Origin of the sequence: Arthrobacter sp. SO5, assembly GCF_020532805.1 — a bacterium.
GTDB lineage: Bacteria > Actinomycetota > Actinomycetes > Actinomycetales > Micrococcaceae > Arthrobacter.
Genome location: NZ_MQTQ01000008.1, coordinates 90840 through 106572 on the forward strand (window position 1 = coordinate 90840; position 15733 = coordinate 106572).

Annotated in this window: 19 protein-coding genes; 4 read left to right on the plus strand and 15 right to left on the minus strand. The window is 68.1% G+C overall.

Annotated elements, in window-relative coordinates:
- Positions 1-26: 26 nt before the first annotated feature.
- From BJG92_RS01955 to fabF, 4 genes are all read left to right on the plus strand, one after another.
- Complete coding sequence (locus tag BJG92_RS01955) at positions 27-956, plus strand: ACP S-malonyltransferase (protein WP_232082328.1); 930 nt, start codon at positions 27-29, stop codon at positions 954-956.
- The gene (locus tag BJG92_RS01960) at positions 953-2014 is read left to right on the plus strand and encodes a beta-ketoacyl-ACP synthase III (protein ID WP_232082329.1); all 1062 of its coding nucleotides are present in this window, start codon (positions 953-955) and stop codon (positions 2012-2014) included. Before BJG92_RS01955 ends, BJG92_RS01960 begins: the two co-directional genes overlap by 4 nt.
- Before the next feature lie 135 nt (positions 2015-2149).
- The gene (locus BJG92_RS01965; RefSeq protein WP_232082330.1) at positions 2150-2395 is read left to right on the plus strand and encodes an acyl carrier protein; all 246 of its coding nucleotides are present in this window, start codon (positions 2150-2152) and stop codon (positions 2393-2395) included.
- 177 nt (positions 2396-2572) lie between these two features.
- A complete protein-coding gene (fabF, locus tag BJG92_RS01970; protein WP_232082331.1) occupies positions 2573-3808 on the plus strand; it encodes a beta-ketoacyl-ACP synthase II in 1236 nt (411 codons plus the stop codon).
- Positions 3809-3941: 133 nt separating this feature from the next.
- On the opposite strand, the gene BJG92_RS01975 is transcribed toward fabF, so the two are convergent.
- The 15 genes from BJG92_RS01975 to BJG92_RS02045 form a co-directional block, all read right to left on the minus strand.
- A complete protein-coding gene (locus BJG92_RS01975; RefSeq protein WP_232082332.1) occupies positions 3942-4445 on the minus strand; it encodes a DUF3145 domain-containing protein in 504 nt (167 codons plus the stop codon).
- A 313-nt stretch (positions 4446-4758) separates the two neighbouring features.
- Complete coding sequence (locus BJG92_RS01980) at positions 4759-5685, minus strand: tyrosine recombinase XerC (RefSeq protein WP_232082333.1); 927 nt, start codon at positions 5683-5685, stop codon at positions 4759-4761.
- Positions 5686-5774: 89 nt separating this feature from the next.
- Positions 5775-6965, minus strand: a complete 1191-nt coding sequence (dprA, locus tag BJG92_RS01985; RefSeq protein ID WP_232082334.1) for a DNA-processing protein DprA — start codon at positions 6963-6965, stop codon at positions 5775-5777.
- Positions 6966-7047: 82 nt separating this feature from the next.
- Positions 7048-8595, minus strand: coding sequence for a YifB family Mg chelatase-like AAA ATPase (locus BJG92_RS01990; RefSeq protein ID WP_232082335.1), 1548 nt, complete (start codon positions 8593-8595; stop codon positions 7048-7050).
- Positions 8596-8952: a YraN family protein gene (locus tag BJG92_RS01995; protein ID WP_232082336.1), complete on the minus strand. Its 357-nt coding sequence runs from the start codon at positions 8950-8952 to the stop codon at positions 8596-8598. It abuts the gene before it with no gap.
- 73 nt (positions 8953-9025) lie between these two features.
- Positions 9026-9352, minus strand: coding sequence for a DUF2469 domain-containing protein (locus BJG92_RS02000; RefSeq protein WP_232082337.1), 327 nt, complete (start codon positions 9350-9352; stop codon positions 9026-9028).
- 95 nt (positions 9353-9447) lie between these two features.
- Positions 9448-10113 (minus strand): ribonuclease HII, encoded by a 666-nt coding sequence (locus tag BJG92_RS02005; protein ID WP_232082338.1) that lies wholly within the window; start codon positions 10111-10113, stop codon positions 9448-9450.
- Between the two features lie 10 nt (positions 10114-10123).
- Positions 10124-10873: a signal peptidase I gene (gene lepB, locus BJG92_RS02010; protein ID WP_374199750.1), complete on the minus strand. Its 750-nt coding sequence runs from the start codon at positions 10871-10873 to the stop codon at positions 10124-10126.
- 213 nt (positions 10874-11086) lie between these two features.
- Entirely contained in the window at positions 11087-11770 is a 684-nt protein-coding gene (lepB, locus tag BJG92_RS02015; protein WP_232082340.1) for a signal peptidase I, read from the minus strand.
- A gap of 105 nt (positions 11771-11875) precedes the next feature.
- Positions 11876-12235 (minus strand): 50S ribosomal protein L19, encoded by a 360-nt coding sequence (gene rplS, locus BJG92_RS02020; RefSeq protein ID WP_232082341.1) that lies wholly within the window; start codon positions 12233-12235, stop codon positions 11876-11878.
- Between the two features lie 239 nt (positions 12236-12474).
- Positions 12475-13317, minus strand: coding sequence for a tRNA (guanosine(37)-N1)-methyltransferase TrmD (trmD, locus tag BJG92_RS02025; RefSeq protein WP_232082342.1), 843 nt, complete (start codon positions 13315-13317; stop codon positions 12475-12477).
- On the minus strand, positions 13318-13926 hold the full coding sequence (rimM, locus tag BJG92_RS02030) for a ribosome maturation factor RimM (protein WP_232082343.1): 609 nt from the start codon (positions 13924-13926) through the stop codon (positions 13318-13320).
- A gap of 111 nt (positions 13927-14037) precedes the next feature.
- Positions 14038-14280: an RNA-binding protein gene (locus BJG92_RS02035; protein ID WP_232082344.1), complete on the minus strand. Its 243-nt coding sequence runs from the start codon at positions 14278-14280 to the stop codon at positions 14038-14040.
- A 1-nt stretch (position 14281) separates the two neighbouring features.
- Entirely contained in the window at positions 14282-14704 is a 423-nt protein-coding gene (rpsP, locus tag BJG92_RS02040) for a 30S ribosomal protein S16 (protein ID WP_232082345.1), read from the minus strand.
- Positions 14705-14910: 206 nt separating this feature from the next.
- Positions 14911-15348 (minus strand): hypothetical protein, encoded by a 438-nt coding sequence (locus BJG92_RS02045; RefSeq protein WP_232082346.1) that lies wholly within the window; start codon positions 15346-15348, stop codon positions 14911-14913.
- Positions 15349-15733: the final 385 nt, after the last annotated feature.

Genomic DNA, 15733 nt, shown 5'->3' on the forward strand with positions numbered 1-15733 from the left:
GCGCAGTAATTTGGAAAGCTGGATACGTGCTTGCAATCGTTTGCCCTGGACAGGGCTCCCAGACCCCCGGTTTTCTGGCCCCCTGGCTGGAACTGCCGTCCGTCGCAGGCCAGCTGGCCTCGCTCAGCGAAATAGCCGGCATCGACCTCATCGCCCACGGCACCACCTCCGACGGGGAGACCATCAAGGACACTGCCGTTGCGCAGCCCCTGATCGTCGCCGCCGGGCTGGTGGCCGCGGGCTCCCTCTTCGACGTCGAACTGAGCACCCTTCCGGTCATCCTCGCCGGCCACTCCGTCGGCGAAATCACGGCCTCGGCCCTGGCCGGCGTCCTGACGGACACGGAAGCCATGACGTTTGTCCGCGAACGGGCCAACAGCATGGCCGCGGCCGCCGCGGCCACCCCCACCGGCATGAGCGCGGTCGTGGGCGGAGACCCGGCGGAGGTCCTGTCCGCCATCGAGGCGTGCGGCGCCACCGCAGCGAACGTCAACGGCGCAGGCCAGATCGTGGCCGCCGGCACCCTGGACCAGCTCAAGGCACTTGCGGACAATCCGCCGGCCAAGGCCCGGGTGATCCCGCTCAAGGTCGCCGGCGCCTTCCACACCTCGCACATGTCCCCCGCCGCCGCACCGCTGCAGGCCCTCCGGCCCACGCTGCACCCGCGGAACCCGCAGGTTCCCCTGCTCTCGAACTTCGACGGCGCGGACGTCACCGACGGCGCCGCCGCCGTCGACAGCCTGATCGCCCAGGTCTCCCGCCCAGTCCGCTGGGATTTGTGCATGGAGTCCATGGTCAAGCGCGGCGTGAACGGACTGATCGAACTCGCCCCCGCCGGCACGCTCGCCGGGCTGGCCAAGCGCGCCATGCCCGGCGTCAAGACCGTCACCGTCAAGACCCCGGATGATCTGTCCGCCGCCCTGGCCCTATTCGCAGAACTGGAAGGACAGGCATGAGCGTTCCCACCCTGAAGCAGGCGCCCCTGCACGAGAACACCCGCATCATGGGAGTCGGCGCCTACCGTCCCAGCGTGATCGTGACCAACGAGGACGTCTGCGAGTGGATCGATTCCTCCGATGAGTGGATCCGCCAGCGGACCGGCATCATCACCCGGCACCGCGCCCCCGCCGACGTCAGCGTCATTGACATGGCCGAAGGCGCAGCCCGCGAGGCCCTGCAAAAGGCCGGCATCGAAGCTTCCCAGCTCGGCGCCGTCATCATCTCCACTGTGACCCACCCGTACGCGACGCCGTCCGCCGCCGCGAGCCTCGCTGACCGCCTCGGCGCGACGCCGGCCCCGGCCTTCGACATCTCGGCGGCCTGCGCCGGCTACTGCTACGGCATCGCCCAGGCAGACGCCCTGGTCCGCTCCGGTGCGGCCGACTACGTCCTGGTGGTCGGGGCCGAGAAGCTGTCCGACGTCATCGACAACACCGAGCGCACCATTTCCTTCCTGCTCGGCGACGGCGCCGGCGCCGTCGTGATCGGCCCCTCCGACACTCCGGGCATCGGCCCGTCGGTCTGGGGCTCTGACGGCAGCAAGTGGGATGCGATCGGCATGACGAACTCCATGCTGGACCTCCGCGAACTCGCCACTGCCGGCAGGCGCGGCGGCGGGCTCAGCGGGGAAGAAGCCGCCGGCACCGACGCCGCCGCCTGGCCGACCCTGCGACAGGACGGCCAGACTGTCTTCCGCTGGGCCGTGTGGGAGATGGCCAAGGTTGCCCAGCAGGCGCTGGACGCTGCCGGGATCACCGCCGCAGACCTCGCGGCCTTCATCCCGCACCAGGCGAACATGCGGATCATCGACGAGATGGCCAAGAAGCTGAAGCTTCCGGAGTCCGTCATCATCGCGCGGGACATCGCCGACGCCGGCAACACCTCCGCCGCCTCCATCCCCCTGGCCACCCACCGCCTGCTGCAGGAGAATCCGCAGCTCAGCGGCGGGCTGGCACTGCAGATCGGTTTCGGTGCCGGACTGGTCTTCGGTGCCCAAGTGATCGTGCTGCCGTAGGCGCCCACCGCTTTCCCGTTTTCCACCCCACAGCTACACACCCACCACCAAGCCGAACCCTCGGTTTGAATCAATTCCGCCCGGACGGCCGGCACACCGGCCGCCCACGGCAACCAACAAGAAAAGGAGCCACCAATGGCTAGCAACGAAGAGATCCTGGCCGGCCTGGCTGAAATCGTCAACGAAGAGACCGGCCTGGCCCCCGACGCAGTCGAGCTGGACAAGTCCTTCACCGAGGACCTGGACATCGACTCCATCTCGATGATGACCATCGTCGTCAACGCCGAAGAGAAGTTCGGCGTGCGCATCCCGGACGAGGAAGTCAAGAACCTCAAGACCGTAGGCGACGCCGTCAGCTTCATCGCCAGCGCACAGGCCTGATTTTCGGCCCGGGCCGGTCCGGGGCGCAGCTGCACCCCGGACCGCGCCGTTTGCACAACCAGCTACTGCATCGCCTGGCTAGGGCAAGACCAGCTAGTGCGAGACCACAAAGTTTTCCCAACGCAGGCCCCGGCACCCAGGTCCGGCGAGGGCGGCGCACCGACAGAGAGTGATCCCATGGCACGCAAAGTAGTCATTACCGGTCTGGGCGCCACCACGCCCATCGGCGGCGATGTCCCCACGATGTGGAAGAACGCGCTGAAGGGCGTCTCCGGCGCGCACACGCTTGAGGACGACTGGGTGGCCAAGTACGAGCTGCCCGTCCACTTTGCCGCCCGTGCCTCCACCCCCGCGACCGAGGTCCTGAGCCGGGTAGAGGCCAAGCGCATGGACCCGTCCACGCAGTTCGCCGTTGTTGCGTCCCGCGAGGCCTGGGCCGATTCCGGCATCACCGAAGTCGACCACGACCGCCTCGCCGTGGCCTTCGCCACCGGCATCGGCGGCGTCTGGACCCTCCTGGACGCCTGGGACACCCTGCGCGAAAAGGGCCCCCGCCGGGTTCTTCCCATGACGGTTCCCATGCTGATGCCCAACGGCCCGGCCGCGGCGGTCAGCCTGGACCTCGGAGCCCGCGCCGGCGCCCACACCCCCGTCTCGGCCTGCGCCTCCGGCACCGAGGCCGTGCACATGGGCCTCGAACTCATCCGCTCCGGTAAGGCCGACGTCGTCGTCTGCGGCGGCGCCGAAGCCGCCATCCACCCGATGCCGATTGCCGCCTTCTCCTCGATGCAGGCACTTTCCCGCCGCAACGACGATCCCGAGCACGCCTCCCGCCCGTATGACCGCGACCGCGACGGCTTCGTGATGGGTGAAGGCGCCGGCGCCCTGGTCCTCGAAGCCGAGGAACACGCGCTGGCCCGCGGCGCCCGGATCTACGCCGAGCTGGCCGGCACCTCGGTCACTGCCGACGCGTACCACATCACCGCCCCCGACCCCGAAGGCCTTGGCGCCACCCGCGCGCTCAAGGCGGCCATGTTCGACGGCCGGATCCAGCCGGAGGACGTGGTGCACGTCAACGCGCACGCCACCTCCACCCCGGTGGGCGACAAGCCCGAGTACGCGGCCCTCAAGGCAGCCCTCGGCAAGCACGTAGACAACGTCGCGGTCTCGGCCACCAAGTCGCAGATGGGGCACCTGCTGGGCGCCTCCGGTGCGGTGGAAGCCGTACTGACCGTCATGGCCATCTACGACCGCAAGGCACCCGTGACCATCAACCTGGAGAACCAGGACCCGGAAATTCCGCTCGACGTCGTCACGACGGCCCGCGAGCTGCCCTCCGGCAGCATTTCGGCGCTGAGCAACTCCTTCGGCTTCGGCGGTCACAACGCCGTGATCGCGGTGCGGAGCATCTAAGCGTTCGCTCCCGCTCTGTTGCGGCCGGCACACCGAGAAGGCAGATGGCGGCAATGTTCTTCGTGAACATTGCCGCCATCTGCCTTCCGGCGTAGCTATGGAAAGCGCCGGGGAGGGTTCTGGCTCGTGGGTCCTAGCCCACCTGGTGGAGCCAGCGCACCGGAGCACCTTCGGCGGCGTGCCGGAAGGGCTCCAGCTCCTCGTCCCAGGCTTCGCCGAGGGCGAGTGAAAGCTCATGGTAGACCGCCGAGGGGTCGCCGGCGCCGGATTCGTAGGCATAGCGGATGCGGTCCTCGGAAACCATGATGTTGCCGTGCACATCCGTAACAGCGTGGAAAATGCCGAGCTCGGGCGTGTGGGACCAGCGGCCGCCGTCCACACCCCGGCTGGGTTCCTCCGTGACTTCGTAGCGCAGATGCGCCCAGCCCCGCAGGGCCGACGCCAACTGGGCCCCCGTGCCCGGATTTCCGGTCCACGACAGCTCTGCCCGGAACATTCCGGGCGCAGCAGGCTGGGCAGTCCACTCAAGATCGGTCCGCTTGTCCACGACAGAACCTATGGCCCACTCAACGTGGGGGCACAGGGCAGTCGGGGCCGAGTGAACGAACAACACACCGCGGGTCAGTGCAACAGACATTCCATCCTCCATAGCTGTAGGTACGTCTTCCCCAACGACCTCTTGCATGGATGTCTGTCTGTTGCGCGGGTCCGTAGTGATGCGGGTGGTCCTGGCCAGACTATTAAGTTACGGCCCGGTTCCTGGGTGCTGCTTGATGCTCTAGAGCTTCAAGCAACACTTGAAAGTTGCCGGGCGTGAGTCCCATTCTGCCGTACGCCACCTCATTACGCCAGTGTGATTCGGCGCGTCTTACCCGGCGCGCCGCACGGGGCCACGCAGGGGGCCACGCCGGAGACGTTCCCGGCGCCGTCCCTGGCGCCGAGTACGGCTTTCAGGCCCGGGGATGGGCCTGCTGGTAGCTCTGCCGGAGCCTTTCGACGGACACATGAGTGTAGATCTGCGTGGTGGCCAGGCTGCTGTGGCCCAGGATTTCCTGCACCGCACGGAGGTCTGCGCCGCCGTCGAGAAGGTGCGTGGCGGCGGAATGCCGCAGGGCATGAGGTCCGGTGGCGGCGGTATCCCCGAGGGCCTCCAGGAGAGCGTGGACGACGCTGCGGACCTGGCGCTGGTCAACCCGGTTGCCACGGACACCGAGGAATAGGGCGGGGCCGGATCCCTCCGCGGCCAGGGCGGGACGGCCGCGCCGGAGCCAGTCGTCGACGGCGAGCGCCGCCGGGAGACCGTAGGGCACAGTCCGTTCCTTGTTGCCTTTGCCGAGGACGCGCAGGGTCCGGCGGTCCGGATTCAGGTCATCAATGTCCAGGCCGGCCAGTTCACCGACCCGGACGCCCGTCGCGTAAAGAAGCTCCACCATGGCCCGGTTGCGCAGCGGCACCGGCGCGCCCTCGGCGGCGGCGGACTCCACGTCTTCGACGAGCCGCAGGACCTGCCGCTGATGCAGTACCCCGGGCAGGGATTTCTCCCGCTTCGGAGCCTTCAGCCGCAAGGCCGGGTCCGCTTCGATGAGTTCCTCGCGGACGGCCCAGGCGGTGAAGGCCCGGGCGGTGGCGGCGCGGCGGGCCAGGGTGGCGCGGGACATGCCGGCTTCGCTCTGGGAGCCGAGCCAGCGCCGCAGGGTGCCGAGCTCAAGCCCCGCAAGGTCTTCGATACCCTCGGAGGCCGCGTGGGCCAGCAGACTGCCCACGTCGGAGAGGTAGGCGCGCACGGTGTGGGCCGAGCGTCCCCGCTCCGCCTCAAGGTAGCGGGCGAAGCCCTCGGCGGCGCTGGCCAGTGCGGCCGGGATCTGCGGTGTAGGCACTCCCCTACTCTTGCAGTATCCGCCCGGCAATCGAAGGAGCCCGACGGCGAGCCGCGGCCGGACAGGCAAAGCCGGTCCCGCCCAGCATCTCACCCTGACGTCCCCGACCGTTTCCAGCCCCCGCGGTGTGACTGGGCCAGGCCCAGCAGCCCGAGCCGGCCAAGCCCTGCCCGGACGGAGTCGGCGCTGAGCCCCGCAACTGCCGTGAGCTTGTCCACGGTGCTGGTGGTTCGCAGCGGAAGGGCGTCAAGGAGGATCAGGTCCTCCAGGGTCAGCCCGTCCTGGACTTCCACCCGGCTTTCCTTCTCCTCGGTCAACGATTCTCCGCTGGGAGCGGCGAGTTCGGCGACCTCGCCGGCATCCGTGACGCAGACGGCACCCCCTTCGCGGAGCAACCGGTGGCAGCCGGCCGAATTGGCGGAATGCACGGACCCGGGAACCGCCCCGACGGCCCTGCCCAGAGTTTCGGCATGATGGGCGGTGTTGAGCGCCCCGGACCTCCACCGGGCCTCCACGACCACCGTGACGGACGCCAGCGCCGCAATCAGCCTGTTGCGCTGCAGGAACCTGTACCGTGTGGGCGCGGAACCTGGCGGGACCTCGGCGAGGACGGCGCCCTGGTTTGCGACAGCTCGGAGCAGGTCCTCGTTGCCGGCGGGATAGAACCGGTCCACTCCGCCCGCCATCACGGCAATCGTCGGCATGCCGCCGGAGGACCCGCCGGCGAGGGCTGCCCGGTGGGCGTGCGCGTCGATCCCGTAGGCACCTCCGGAGACGATGGTGAAGCCACGCTGCGCCAGCGAGTAGGCGAGATCGCCGGTCACGGACGAACCGTAGGATGTGCTGTCCCGGGAACCCACGAGCGCAATGGACTTTGCCGCGCCCGGCAACGGCTGCTCGACACCACGCCACCACAGGCACAGGGGTTCCTGCAGGCCCAGGTCCGCCAGTTGATGCGGCCAGAGCTCGTCGGACGGGATGATCATCCGGCCGCCCAGCCGTTGCATGGTTGCGAGGTCCCTCTCGGGTGCCAGGTCCGGGACCCGCGGGGCCCAGCGTTTCAGCGCCGTCCCCAGGCCGGTCCAACCCCCTCCGGAGCCGTTCTCCTCCAGCAGGCGGGACATTTCCCGCTCCAGCTCCGGTCCCGCGGCCTGCTGGCCTGTGGCGATCCTCAGTGCATCCGGCGCCCCGGCGCTCTGCACCAGCGCGAGGCCGGCAGCGTCCTGCGGCTCAAACAGGCGGGACAGCGCTGCCCGTGCGGTCCGCTCGGTCTCTGTCATGGTTTGTCCTTTCACGGGCTGGTCGTTTCGCCGCGGGCTTGTGGCGGCGCAGGTCAGTAAGGGAGGAATTCGCTGAGTTCTCTCAGGCGGTGACAGTTGCCTGCCGCAGGTTGAGGGCCCGCCCGATGTCGTCGGCATCCGGGGTGTCCCGCCGCGCCAGGTCCGCGAGCGTCCAGGCCAGCCGCAGCACCCGGTCGTAGCCGCGGGCCGTGAGCACGCCGCGTTCCAGGGCATGGTCCAGAATCCGGGTGGTGGGGGCGGCGAGCCTCAAGGAACCGCGCAGCAGCCGCCCGGGAACCTGGGAATTCGTCTCCATGCCGAACGGAACCAGCCGCTCCAGCTGCCTCTCCCGCGCACCCTTCACCCGCCCCGCAATCGTGGCGGTGTCCTCCTCGGCACCGGGCTGGCCGAAATCCGCCAGCGACACCCGCTCCACCTGCAGCTGGATGTCGACCCTGTCGAGCAGCGGTCCGGACATCCGGGCCAGGTAACGCCGCCGCATCGTCGGTGTGCAGATGCAGTCCACGCCCTTCCCCGAAGCCTTGCCACAGGGACACGGATTGGCGGCCAGGACCAGCTGGAACCGTGCAGGGTAGGCCGCGGTGCCCGCTGAACGGTGGATGACCAGCTCACCGCTTTCCAGCGGCTGCCGCAGGGCATCCAGGACCCGGCGTTCATATTCGGGTGCCTCGTCAAGGAACAGCACGCCCCGGTGTGCCCGGGATGCTGCACCCGGACGCGGCAGCCCGGATCCGCCGCCGATAATGGCGGCGGAGGTGGCCGTGTGATGCGGGTTCTCGAAGGGCGGGCGGCGCAGCAGCCGGACGGAGGCCGACGTCAGCGAAGACAGCGAATGGATGGCCGTGACCTCCATCGCCTCCGTGTCGCCCAGGTCCGGCAGGAGCCCCGGGAGACGCTCCGCCAGCATCGTCTTCCCCGCCCCGGGCGGGCCCGTCAGGAGCAGGTGGTGGGCGCCGGCCGCGGCCACCTCCAGGGCACGCCTGGCGTCGCCCTGGCCGGACACATCGCACATGTCCGGTGGCCTGAGCTGGAGGGCATCAGCTCCGGCGTCCGCGTCGCCGTCGTCAGGCTCGGGTTCGAAGTCGAGTGCCAGATCCTGGGGATCGGCCCCGCAGTCGAAGGCCAGCCGGGCGAGTGTGCTGTAGCCCTGTACCCGCGCCCCGGGCACCAGCTCCGCCTCGCCGACGTTTCCCTGGGCCACCACGACGTCCGGATAGCCCGCCCGGACCGCGGCCATGACCGCAGGGAGGATGCCGCGGACCGGCCGCAGCCTGCCGTCGAGACCCAGCTCCGCGATGAACACCGTCCGTCCGGTGGACCGGACATCGTTGGCCGCCAGCAGCACAGCCATGGCGATGGCGAGGTCAAAGCCGGAGCCGCGTTTGGGCAGCGACGCAGGAATCAGATTGGCCGTGATTTTACGGCGGCTCAGCGGAATGCCGGAGTTCTGGGCCGCGGAGCGGATCCTCTCCTTCGCCTCGTTGAGTGAAGCGTCCGGCAGCCCAAGGATCACGAACGCCGGCAAGGTCTGCCCGATGTCCGCCTCAACCTCCACGATGTAGCCGTTGAGCCCGACGAGGGCCACCGAGTAGGTCCGGCCGAGGGCCACCTACCCCACCCCCTTGAGGTGTTCCACGGCGGGGACACCGACGCCGTCGTCGAGTACGGCAACCACGTCCACGCGCCGCAGCGGCATGCGCAGATCGTGGTCCCGGCACCACGCGGAGGCCAGGCGGTGAAGCCTGGACAGTTTGTCCACGCCGACAGCCTCGAAGGGATGCCCGTACGCGAGGGATGTCCGGGTCTTGACTTCCGCGATGACCAGCGCGTCGCCGTCGAGCGCGACAATGTCAATTTCGCCCTCGGGGCAGCGCCAGTTGCGGTCCACAATCCGCATGCCTTGGGCTTCAAGGTAGCCTGCGGCGATTTCCTCCCCGCGCCGGCCCAGCGCATCCTTTGCTCTCATGCCACCAGCCTGCGGCGGAGCAGGCAAGCGGCACAGGGCCCCGCTTCGCTATGTGGGTAACTTCAGCCCGGGATCAGTTCCCCAGGTCCTCCACCTTGGGCAGGGACAGCTCCTCGCTGCGCGGAAGCTCTTCGACGTTGACGTCCTTGAAGGTGATAACTCGGACACTTTTCACGAACCGTGCGGAACGGTAGACGTCCCACACCCAGGCGTCCTGCAGGGTCAGGTCGAAGTAGACCTCGCCGTCGGCACTGCGGGCCTGCAGGTCAACATGGTTGGCAAGGTAGAAACGCCGCTCGGTCTCGACCACATAGCTGAACAACCCGACAACGTCCCGGTATTCGCGGTAGAGCTGGAGCTCCATGTCGGTCTCATAGTTTTCAAGGTCCTCGGCACTCATGGTTCCATCTTGCACCATCCGGCGCGGGGCGCGCGCCACAGCCACTCGTGCCGTGCCCGGGGCTGGGGATGGGGGTGGGGGTGGGTGCGGCGAACCTAGAGCAGCTGCCAGCTGACGCGATGGTACGGCGAGGGACCGGAGGCGCGGAGCGCGTCCTTGTGGACGGCGGTGCCATAGCCCTTGTTCACGTCCCAGCCAAAGGCCGGATACTCGGTATGCAGCTCGCGCATCTGCCCGTCGCGTTCCACCTTGGCCAGGATGGACGCCGCAGCGACGCTCAGGCACTGCATGTCCGCCTTGACCAGCGTGTGTACCGGCGCGTCGCAGCCGGGCTCCGCCGGTCCGTCGTCGAACAGGGACGGCTGGGTCCCGGGCGAGAGCCAGTTGTGGCTGCCGTCCAGCAGGACCACATCGGGGGTCACTCCGGCGGCCAGGACCGCGAGCCACGCGCGGGTGCCGGCAAGCCGTAGCGCTCCAATGATGCCGTTGGTGTCGATTTCCTGGGCAGAGGCATGCCCGACGGCGGACGCGACCGACCAGCCCCGGACCAGCGGCACCAGGCGTTCCCGGTCCGCCACCTTGAGCAGCTTGCTGTCCCGCACATCCGCGAGCAGCTCCTGCTCGTCTAAGTCCACGACGGCAATCCCCACGCTGACCGGACCGGCCAGGGCGCCGCGGCCCACCTCGTCGATTCCGGCGAGGAGCCTGGCGCCGGAGCTGCGGAAGCGGCGTTCGTAGTCGAGGGTGGGCGCGACAGACATGACGGGCAGCTTACTTTCCGGCCGGGGCGGGTACGTCGCGGAAGACGTCGGGGTAGTTGTCCAGGGCGGTGATGCGGTTCAGCGGCCAGGCGATGACGGCGGCCTTGCCCTCGATGTCGGCCATGTCGACGAAGCCGCCGTTGACCTCCATGTGGGCGCGCGAGTCGGCGGAGTGGTTCCGGTTGTCCCCCATCACCCAGACTTTGCCCTCCGGCACGACGACGTCGAAGTCCTTGGCCTGGGGCACCTCGGCCGGGTTGATGTAATTCTCCGCCAGCGGGGCGCCGTTGACCGTGAGCTGACCGCCGGCGTCGCAGCAGACCACGTGATCTCCGGGCAGCCCGATAACGCGCTTGACGAGGTGTTGCTCCGAGTTGTCCGGAAGCAGGCCGACGAAGGTCAGTCCGTCCTGCACCCAGGTGAAGGGCCCCACCTGCTTCTCGGCGGCGGGGACGAGCCAGCCCTTTGTGTCCCTGAACACGACGACGTCGCCGTGCGCCAGGGCGAAGGGCTCCGGAACCAGGAGGTTCACGAAGATCCGGTCGTTCACGTCCAGGGTGTTGACCATGGATTCGGACGGGATGTAGAACGCGCGGAAGAGGAACGTCTTGATCAGGAAGGACAGGACGATCGCCACAATCACCACGGTGGCGACTTCCTTCAGCCACAGGAGGAAATGGCTCCCGGTCTTCGCCCGGCGCGCGCGGCCCGAGGACGTTCGTGCCTGCGCGGCACCCGCAGCCACAGGCTGATCGGCCACAGGCTGAGGGGACGCAGACTGGGGCGTCACAGGCTGACCGGGTTGCTGGGCTAGCGGCAGCCTCGTCGTCGGGAACTGGGCCTCCGAGCGGTATTCAGGCTCAGCCGAATCCTCGCCGTTCACCGGGTGTTCGGTGGTGGGGATCGCTGAGGAAGTAACCCGGGGCTGGTCCTGCCCCCGCGGATCAGGCATCCGGGGTCCGGTCTCGGGCATCTACTGTCCGTTCTTGTTCATCGTCGTCACGGTCGCCGCGGAGGGCCGCGGTACTGCTGTAAATCTATCAAGCGGCCAGATGATCCGTACCGGCCGGCCGATCACCCGGTCCAGCGGCACCATGCCCCCGCCGGGGGCGCCCAGGAGGCTGCGCGAATCCGCGGACATGGAGCGGTGGTCCCCCATCAGCCAGAGCCGTCCGGCCGGCACGGTCACGCTGAATTTCTGATCACTGGGGGCATCGCCGTCGTAGACGTAGGGTTCGTGAAGGGGCTTGCCGTTGACTGTGAGCTGGCCACCCTCGTCACAGCACACCACACGGTCCCCGGGGAGTCCGACGACGCGCTTGACGTAGGTGTTCTCTCCCCCCGACAGGCCCAGCCAGTGCCCCAGGCCGCCCAGGGCCTCCAGCACAGGACCGTTGCCGCTGTTCAGCGGGGCGAAGGAGCCGCGGCCGTCGAACACAACGACGTCGCCGCGGCGCACCGGCTCGGCCTGGAAATCAGTGCGGGACACGAGAATCCTGTCACCGTCACGGAACAGCGGCTCCATGGACGCGGATGGAATGAAGTAGACGTCGAGCCAGATCGAACGCACTACGCCGCTGATGAGCACCGCGAGCACCACGGCCAGCAACACAAAACGCCAGCCGAGTTTCCTGGGCTGGCGTTTTGTCTGTTCCATGATCCGTATCCCTGGCGCTGTTCTGAACAAATCGGCGCTGTTGCGGATGCTCAGGCGCCGGCCGGGCACGGTCCGTGGACCCGCGGTGTGAAGTCCGGAAAGGACTTACTTCTTGGGCTGGAAGTCGCGCTTTTCCTTGATCTTGGCGGCCTTGCCGCGCAGATCGCGCATGTAGTACAGCTTCGCGCGGCGCACGTCACCCTTGGAGACAAGCTCGATCTTCTCGATGATCGGGGAGTGCACCGGGAAGGTACGCTCCACGCCCACGCCGAAGGAGACCTTGCGGATGGTGAAGGTTTCGCGCAGGCCGTCGCCGTGGCGGCCCAGGACGAAGCCCTGGAAGACCTGGACACGGGAGTTCTTGCCTTCAATGATGTTCACGTGAACCTTGAGGGTGTCACCCGCGCGGAACGTCGGAACATCGGTGCGCAGCGAGGCTGCATCTACGGAATCGAGGATATGCATTGATCCACTCCTGGTGAACGCCACAGGTCCTTCACGTTGGGTCACGGCGGTGAAGCCCGGAGGTAAAAGCGCCCGGAAGTTCCCGCCGAAAATTTGTCAATCCGGCTCCGTCAGGACTTGACAGGGCCGGGGTGCCGGGCTGTTGGTCGCGCTCCCCCTGTGGCAGGTTCGCAACCCAGCAGGCACAAGGACTAATTTTGCCACATCCGGGGACTTCCGGCCAATCGGGCCTGTCCGGTCTAGCCGTTTTCCCCGCCCGCACCGTGGCTACGCCTGAGGCGGCCGTCGACGACGTCGTACCCGAGGTCCGCGAGGGCCGTGCGGTCCGCGCGGGGCAGCTTGCCGGCGTCGAACTCCGCGAGCAGGTCCGGACGGCGTTCGGCGGTGCGCCGGTATTGTTCGTGGCGGCGCCACTGCGCTATTTTGCCGTGGTTGCCGCTCAGCAGCACGGCCGGGACCTCGCGGTCCCGCCAGCTGGAGGGCTTGGTGTACACGGGGTACTCGAGCAGCCCGTCCGAATGGGATTCCTCCACGAGGGATTCGGGATTCCCGACGACGCCGGGCAGCAGCCGCCCGATTGCCTCCACCATGGCCAGGACGGCCACTTCGCCGCCGTTGAGGACGTAGTCGCCCAGGCTCATGGGCCGGACGGTGAAGTGGTCAGCGGCCCATTCCATCACGCGTTCATCGATGCCCTCGTAGCGTCCGCAGGCGAACACCAGCCGGTCTTCGCCGGCCAGCTCATGGGCCGTGGCCTGGGTGAACCGCTCCCCTGCGGGCGAGGGCACAATCAGGACCGGCTTCGCCACCTGCTCCGGGCCTGAAGCCACCGGGCGGTCGGCCGCGTCCGGGCGGTCGGCCCGGACTGCGGCCAGCGCCTGGGCCCAGGGCTCGGGTTTCATGACCATGCCTGCTCCGCCGCCGTACGGGGTGTCGTCCACAGTCCGGTGCCGGTCCGTGGTGAAGTCCCGCAGGTCGTGGACGTTCAGTTCCAGCAGGCCGTCCTGCCGGGCCTTACCGATCAGCGAAAGTTCCAGGGGCGCCAGGTACTCCGGGAAGATACTGACGACGTCGATTCTCATTTAGGCGTTGTCTCCGGCGTTTTTGGCTGGCGCCTCGGAGGCAGCACCGGCGGCGGCTGCCTCGTCGGGCGCACCCGCGCCTTCCGGGCCGGCGTCGTCGGCGTTGACTTCAAAGAGTCCCGGCGGCGGGGTGACGAGGATGAACCTCTCACCCACGTTGACCTCGGGGACGATCTGCTCCACGAAGGGGATCAGGATTTCCTTGCCGTTGTTCGCGGTCACCACGAGCAGGTCCTGGACCGGGAGCGTGTTCAATCCGGCGACCTTGCCGACCACCTGGTCACCGACCCGGACGTCCAGGCCGACGAGCTCGTGCTCGTACCAGCCCTCGTCGTCGCCGTCCTCCTCCAGTTCCTCGGTTTCGATGAACAGCTTAGCGCCGCGGACGGTTTCCGCCTCGTTGCGCGTCTCGATCTCCTCGAACGCGAGCAGCAGAATGTCCTTGTTCCAGCGGGCGCTGAGGATGGTGAGCGGCCCGGCCGACGCGGGCTCCACCACGAACTGGGTCCCCGGGACGAAGCGGTCCCCGGGCGCGTCGGTGAGCACCTGGACGGTCACTTCGCCGCGGATGCCGTGGGGCTTGCCGATTCGTGCCACCTGAAGCTGCATCTGTTCCTCTGTTCGGGGTTGGTGATTCTGGGGATCTGGGGGAAAACAGTCCGGCCCCTCCACCATTAGCTGGTGAAGGGGCCGGACTCAAGACAAGTAATGCTGGAAGCGCTACCGGCGGCGGTCGGTGTCGACGACGTCGACCCTGACCGGCTCGCCGTCCGCCAGCGCCGCAACCACAGTGCGCAAGGCGCGTGCTGTGCGGCCCTGGCGGCCGATCACCCGTCCGAGGTCCTCTTGATGAACGCGCACTTCGAGGGTGTCCCCGCGGCGGTTGTTCTTCGCACTGACCTTGACATCCTCAGGAGTGTCAACGATCCCGCGGACGAGGTGTTCGAGCGCTTCTGCCAGCAATTTACTCAGCCTCGGTGGTCTCTGCTGCGGCGTCGGCGGGAGCCTCGGCTGCGTCGTCCTTCTTGGCCTTCTTGGTGATGGCTTCCGGGATGATCACGGAACCCTTTTCCGGGGCAACGAAGGCAGCCTTGGGAGCCTTGGTCTTCAAGGTGCCCTCCTGGCCCGGGAGACCCTTGAACTTCTGCCAGTCGCCGGTGATCTTGAGGATCGCGGCAACCTGCTCGGACGGCTGTGCGCCGACGCCGAGCCAGTACTGGGCACGGTCCGTGTCGACCTCGATGTACGAGGGCTCTTCGGTCGGGTGGTACTTGCCGATCTCTTCGATGGCACGGCCGTCACGCTTGGAGCGTGCGTCCATGACGACGATGCGGTAGTACGGTGCGCGCATTTTGCCAAAGCGCTTAAGGCGAATCTTTACGGCCACTTTTGTGGTCACTCCTGTTTCTGAAACGGGGTCGAGCCCGGCGTTCTGCACCCGTGGGGCGGGCCATACTAGTGGGTTCTAAAAGGACAAGATCCGGACGCGGAGAGAGGGGCCACGCAGATCAAGTACCTGTTCATTGTGCCAGATCAGCGCGGGGATTTCGACTTGACACCCTCAGCCCGTCTTTTGGGCGGCCGTGCCGCCCGTCAGGACGTCCAGACGTAGAGTCCGGACTTGGTGGTGGGATCGACGCCGGCAGCCAGTTCGGCGACCTGCCTGACAATGCGGACGGCCTGCTCCGCACCGAAGGGCATGTCCTCCTCGGCGGCCCAGCTTCCTGCGACGTCCTCGAGGACCTCGCCCTCCCCCTCGGTCTCGTAGCTCAGCAGCTCGGCGAGAGCGCGGACCATGGCCGGCGGGACGCCGAGCAGGGAGTCGCTGGCCACGTCCACCATGGCGAGCTCATAGTCGGCGCCGGCGGCGTGGACGGCCGTGCCGGCGAGGTCGCCGAGGCGCTCGACCTCGAAGTCGCTGATGTCCGGGATCCGGACGGCCCCCTGGCCGGCGCCACCTCCGCTGCCGAGGGCGGCGGCGCGCTTGAGGGCTTCATCGTGGGTGGACACAAAGATTTCGGTGAATCCCATGGGTCATCCTTAGCTTTCGAGCGGCGCTGGGCCGGTGTTTGAGGCGTCGCTTCAGCCTAGCCGCTCCGGCCCGGCGCCCCGACGGGACATGCCCTCCCCCGGCCGTGACCAACGGACATAGTGCCACCATGTCCCTTCCACGCCGCCACCGATGGACATGCGCCGCGGTCCGGTCCGCGACGAGTGGGTCGTGACGAGTGGGCATGCGCCACGATCCGGTCCGTGACGAGTGGGCATGTCCTCCCCCGGCCCGCACCAGTGGACATAATGCCGCTAGGTCCGCTCCACGCCGCCACCGATGGACATGCGCCGCGGTCCGGTCCGCGACGAGTGGGCATGTCCTCCCCGGGCCCGGCCGAACCCCGCCCCAGCCAGCCCCACCCGG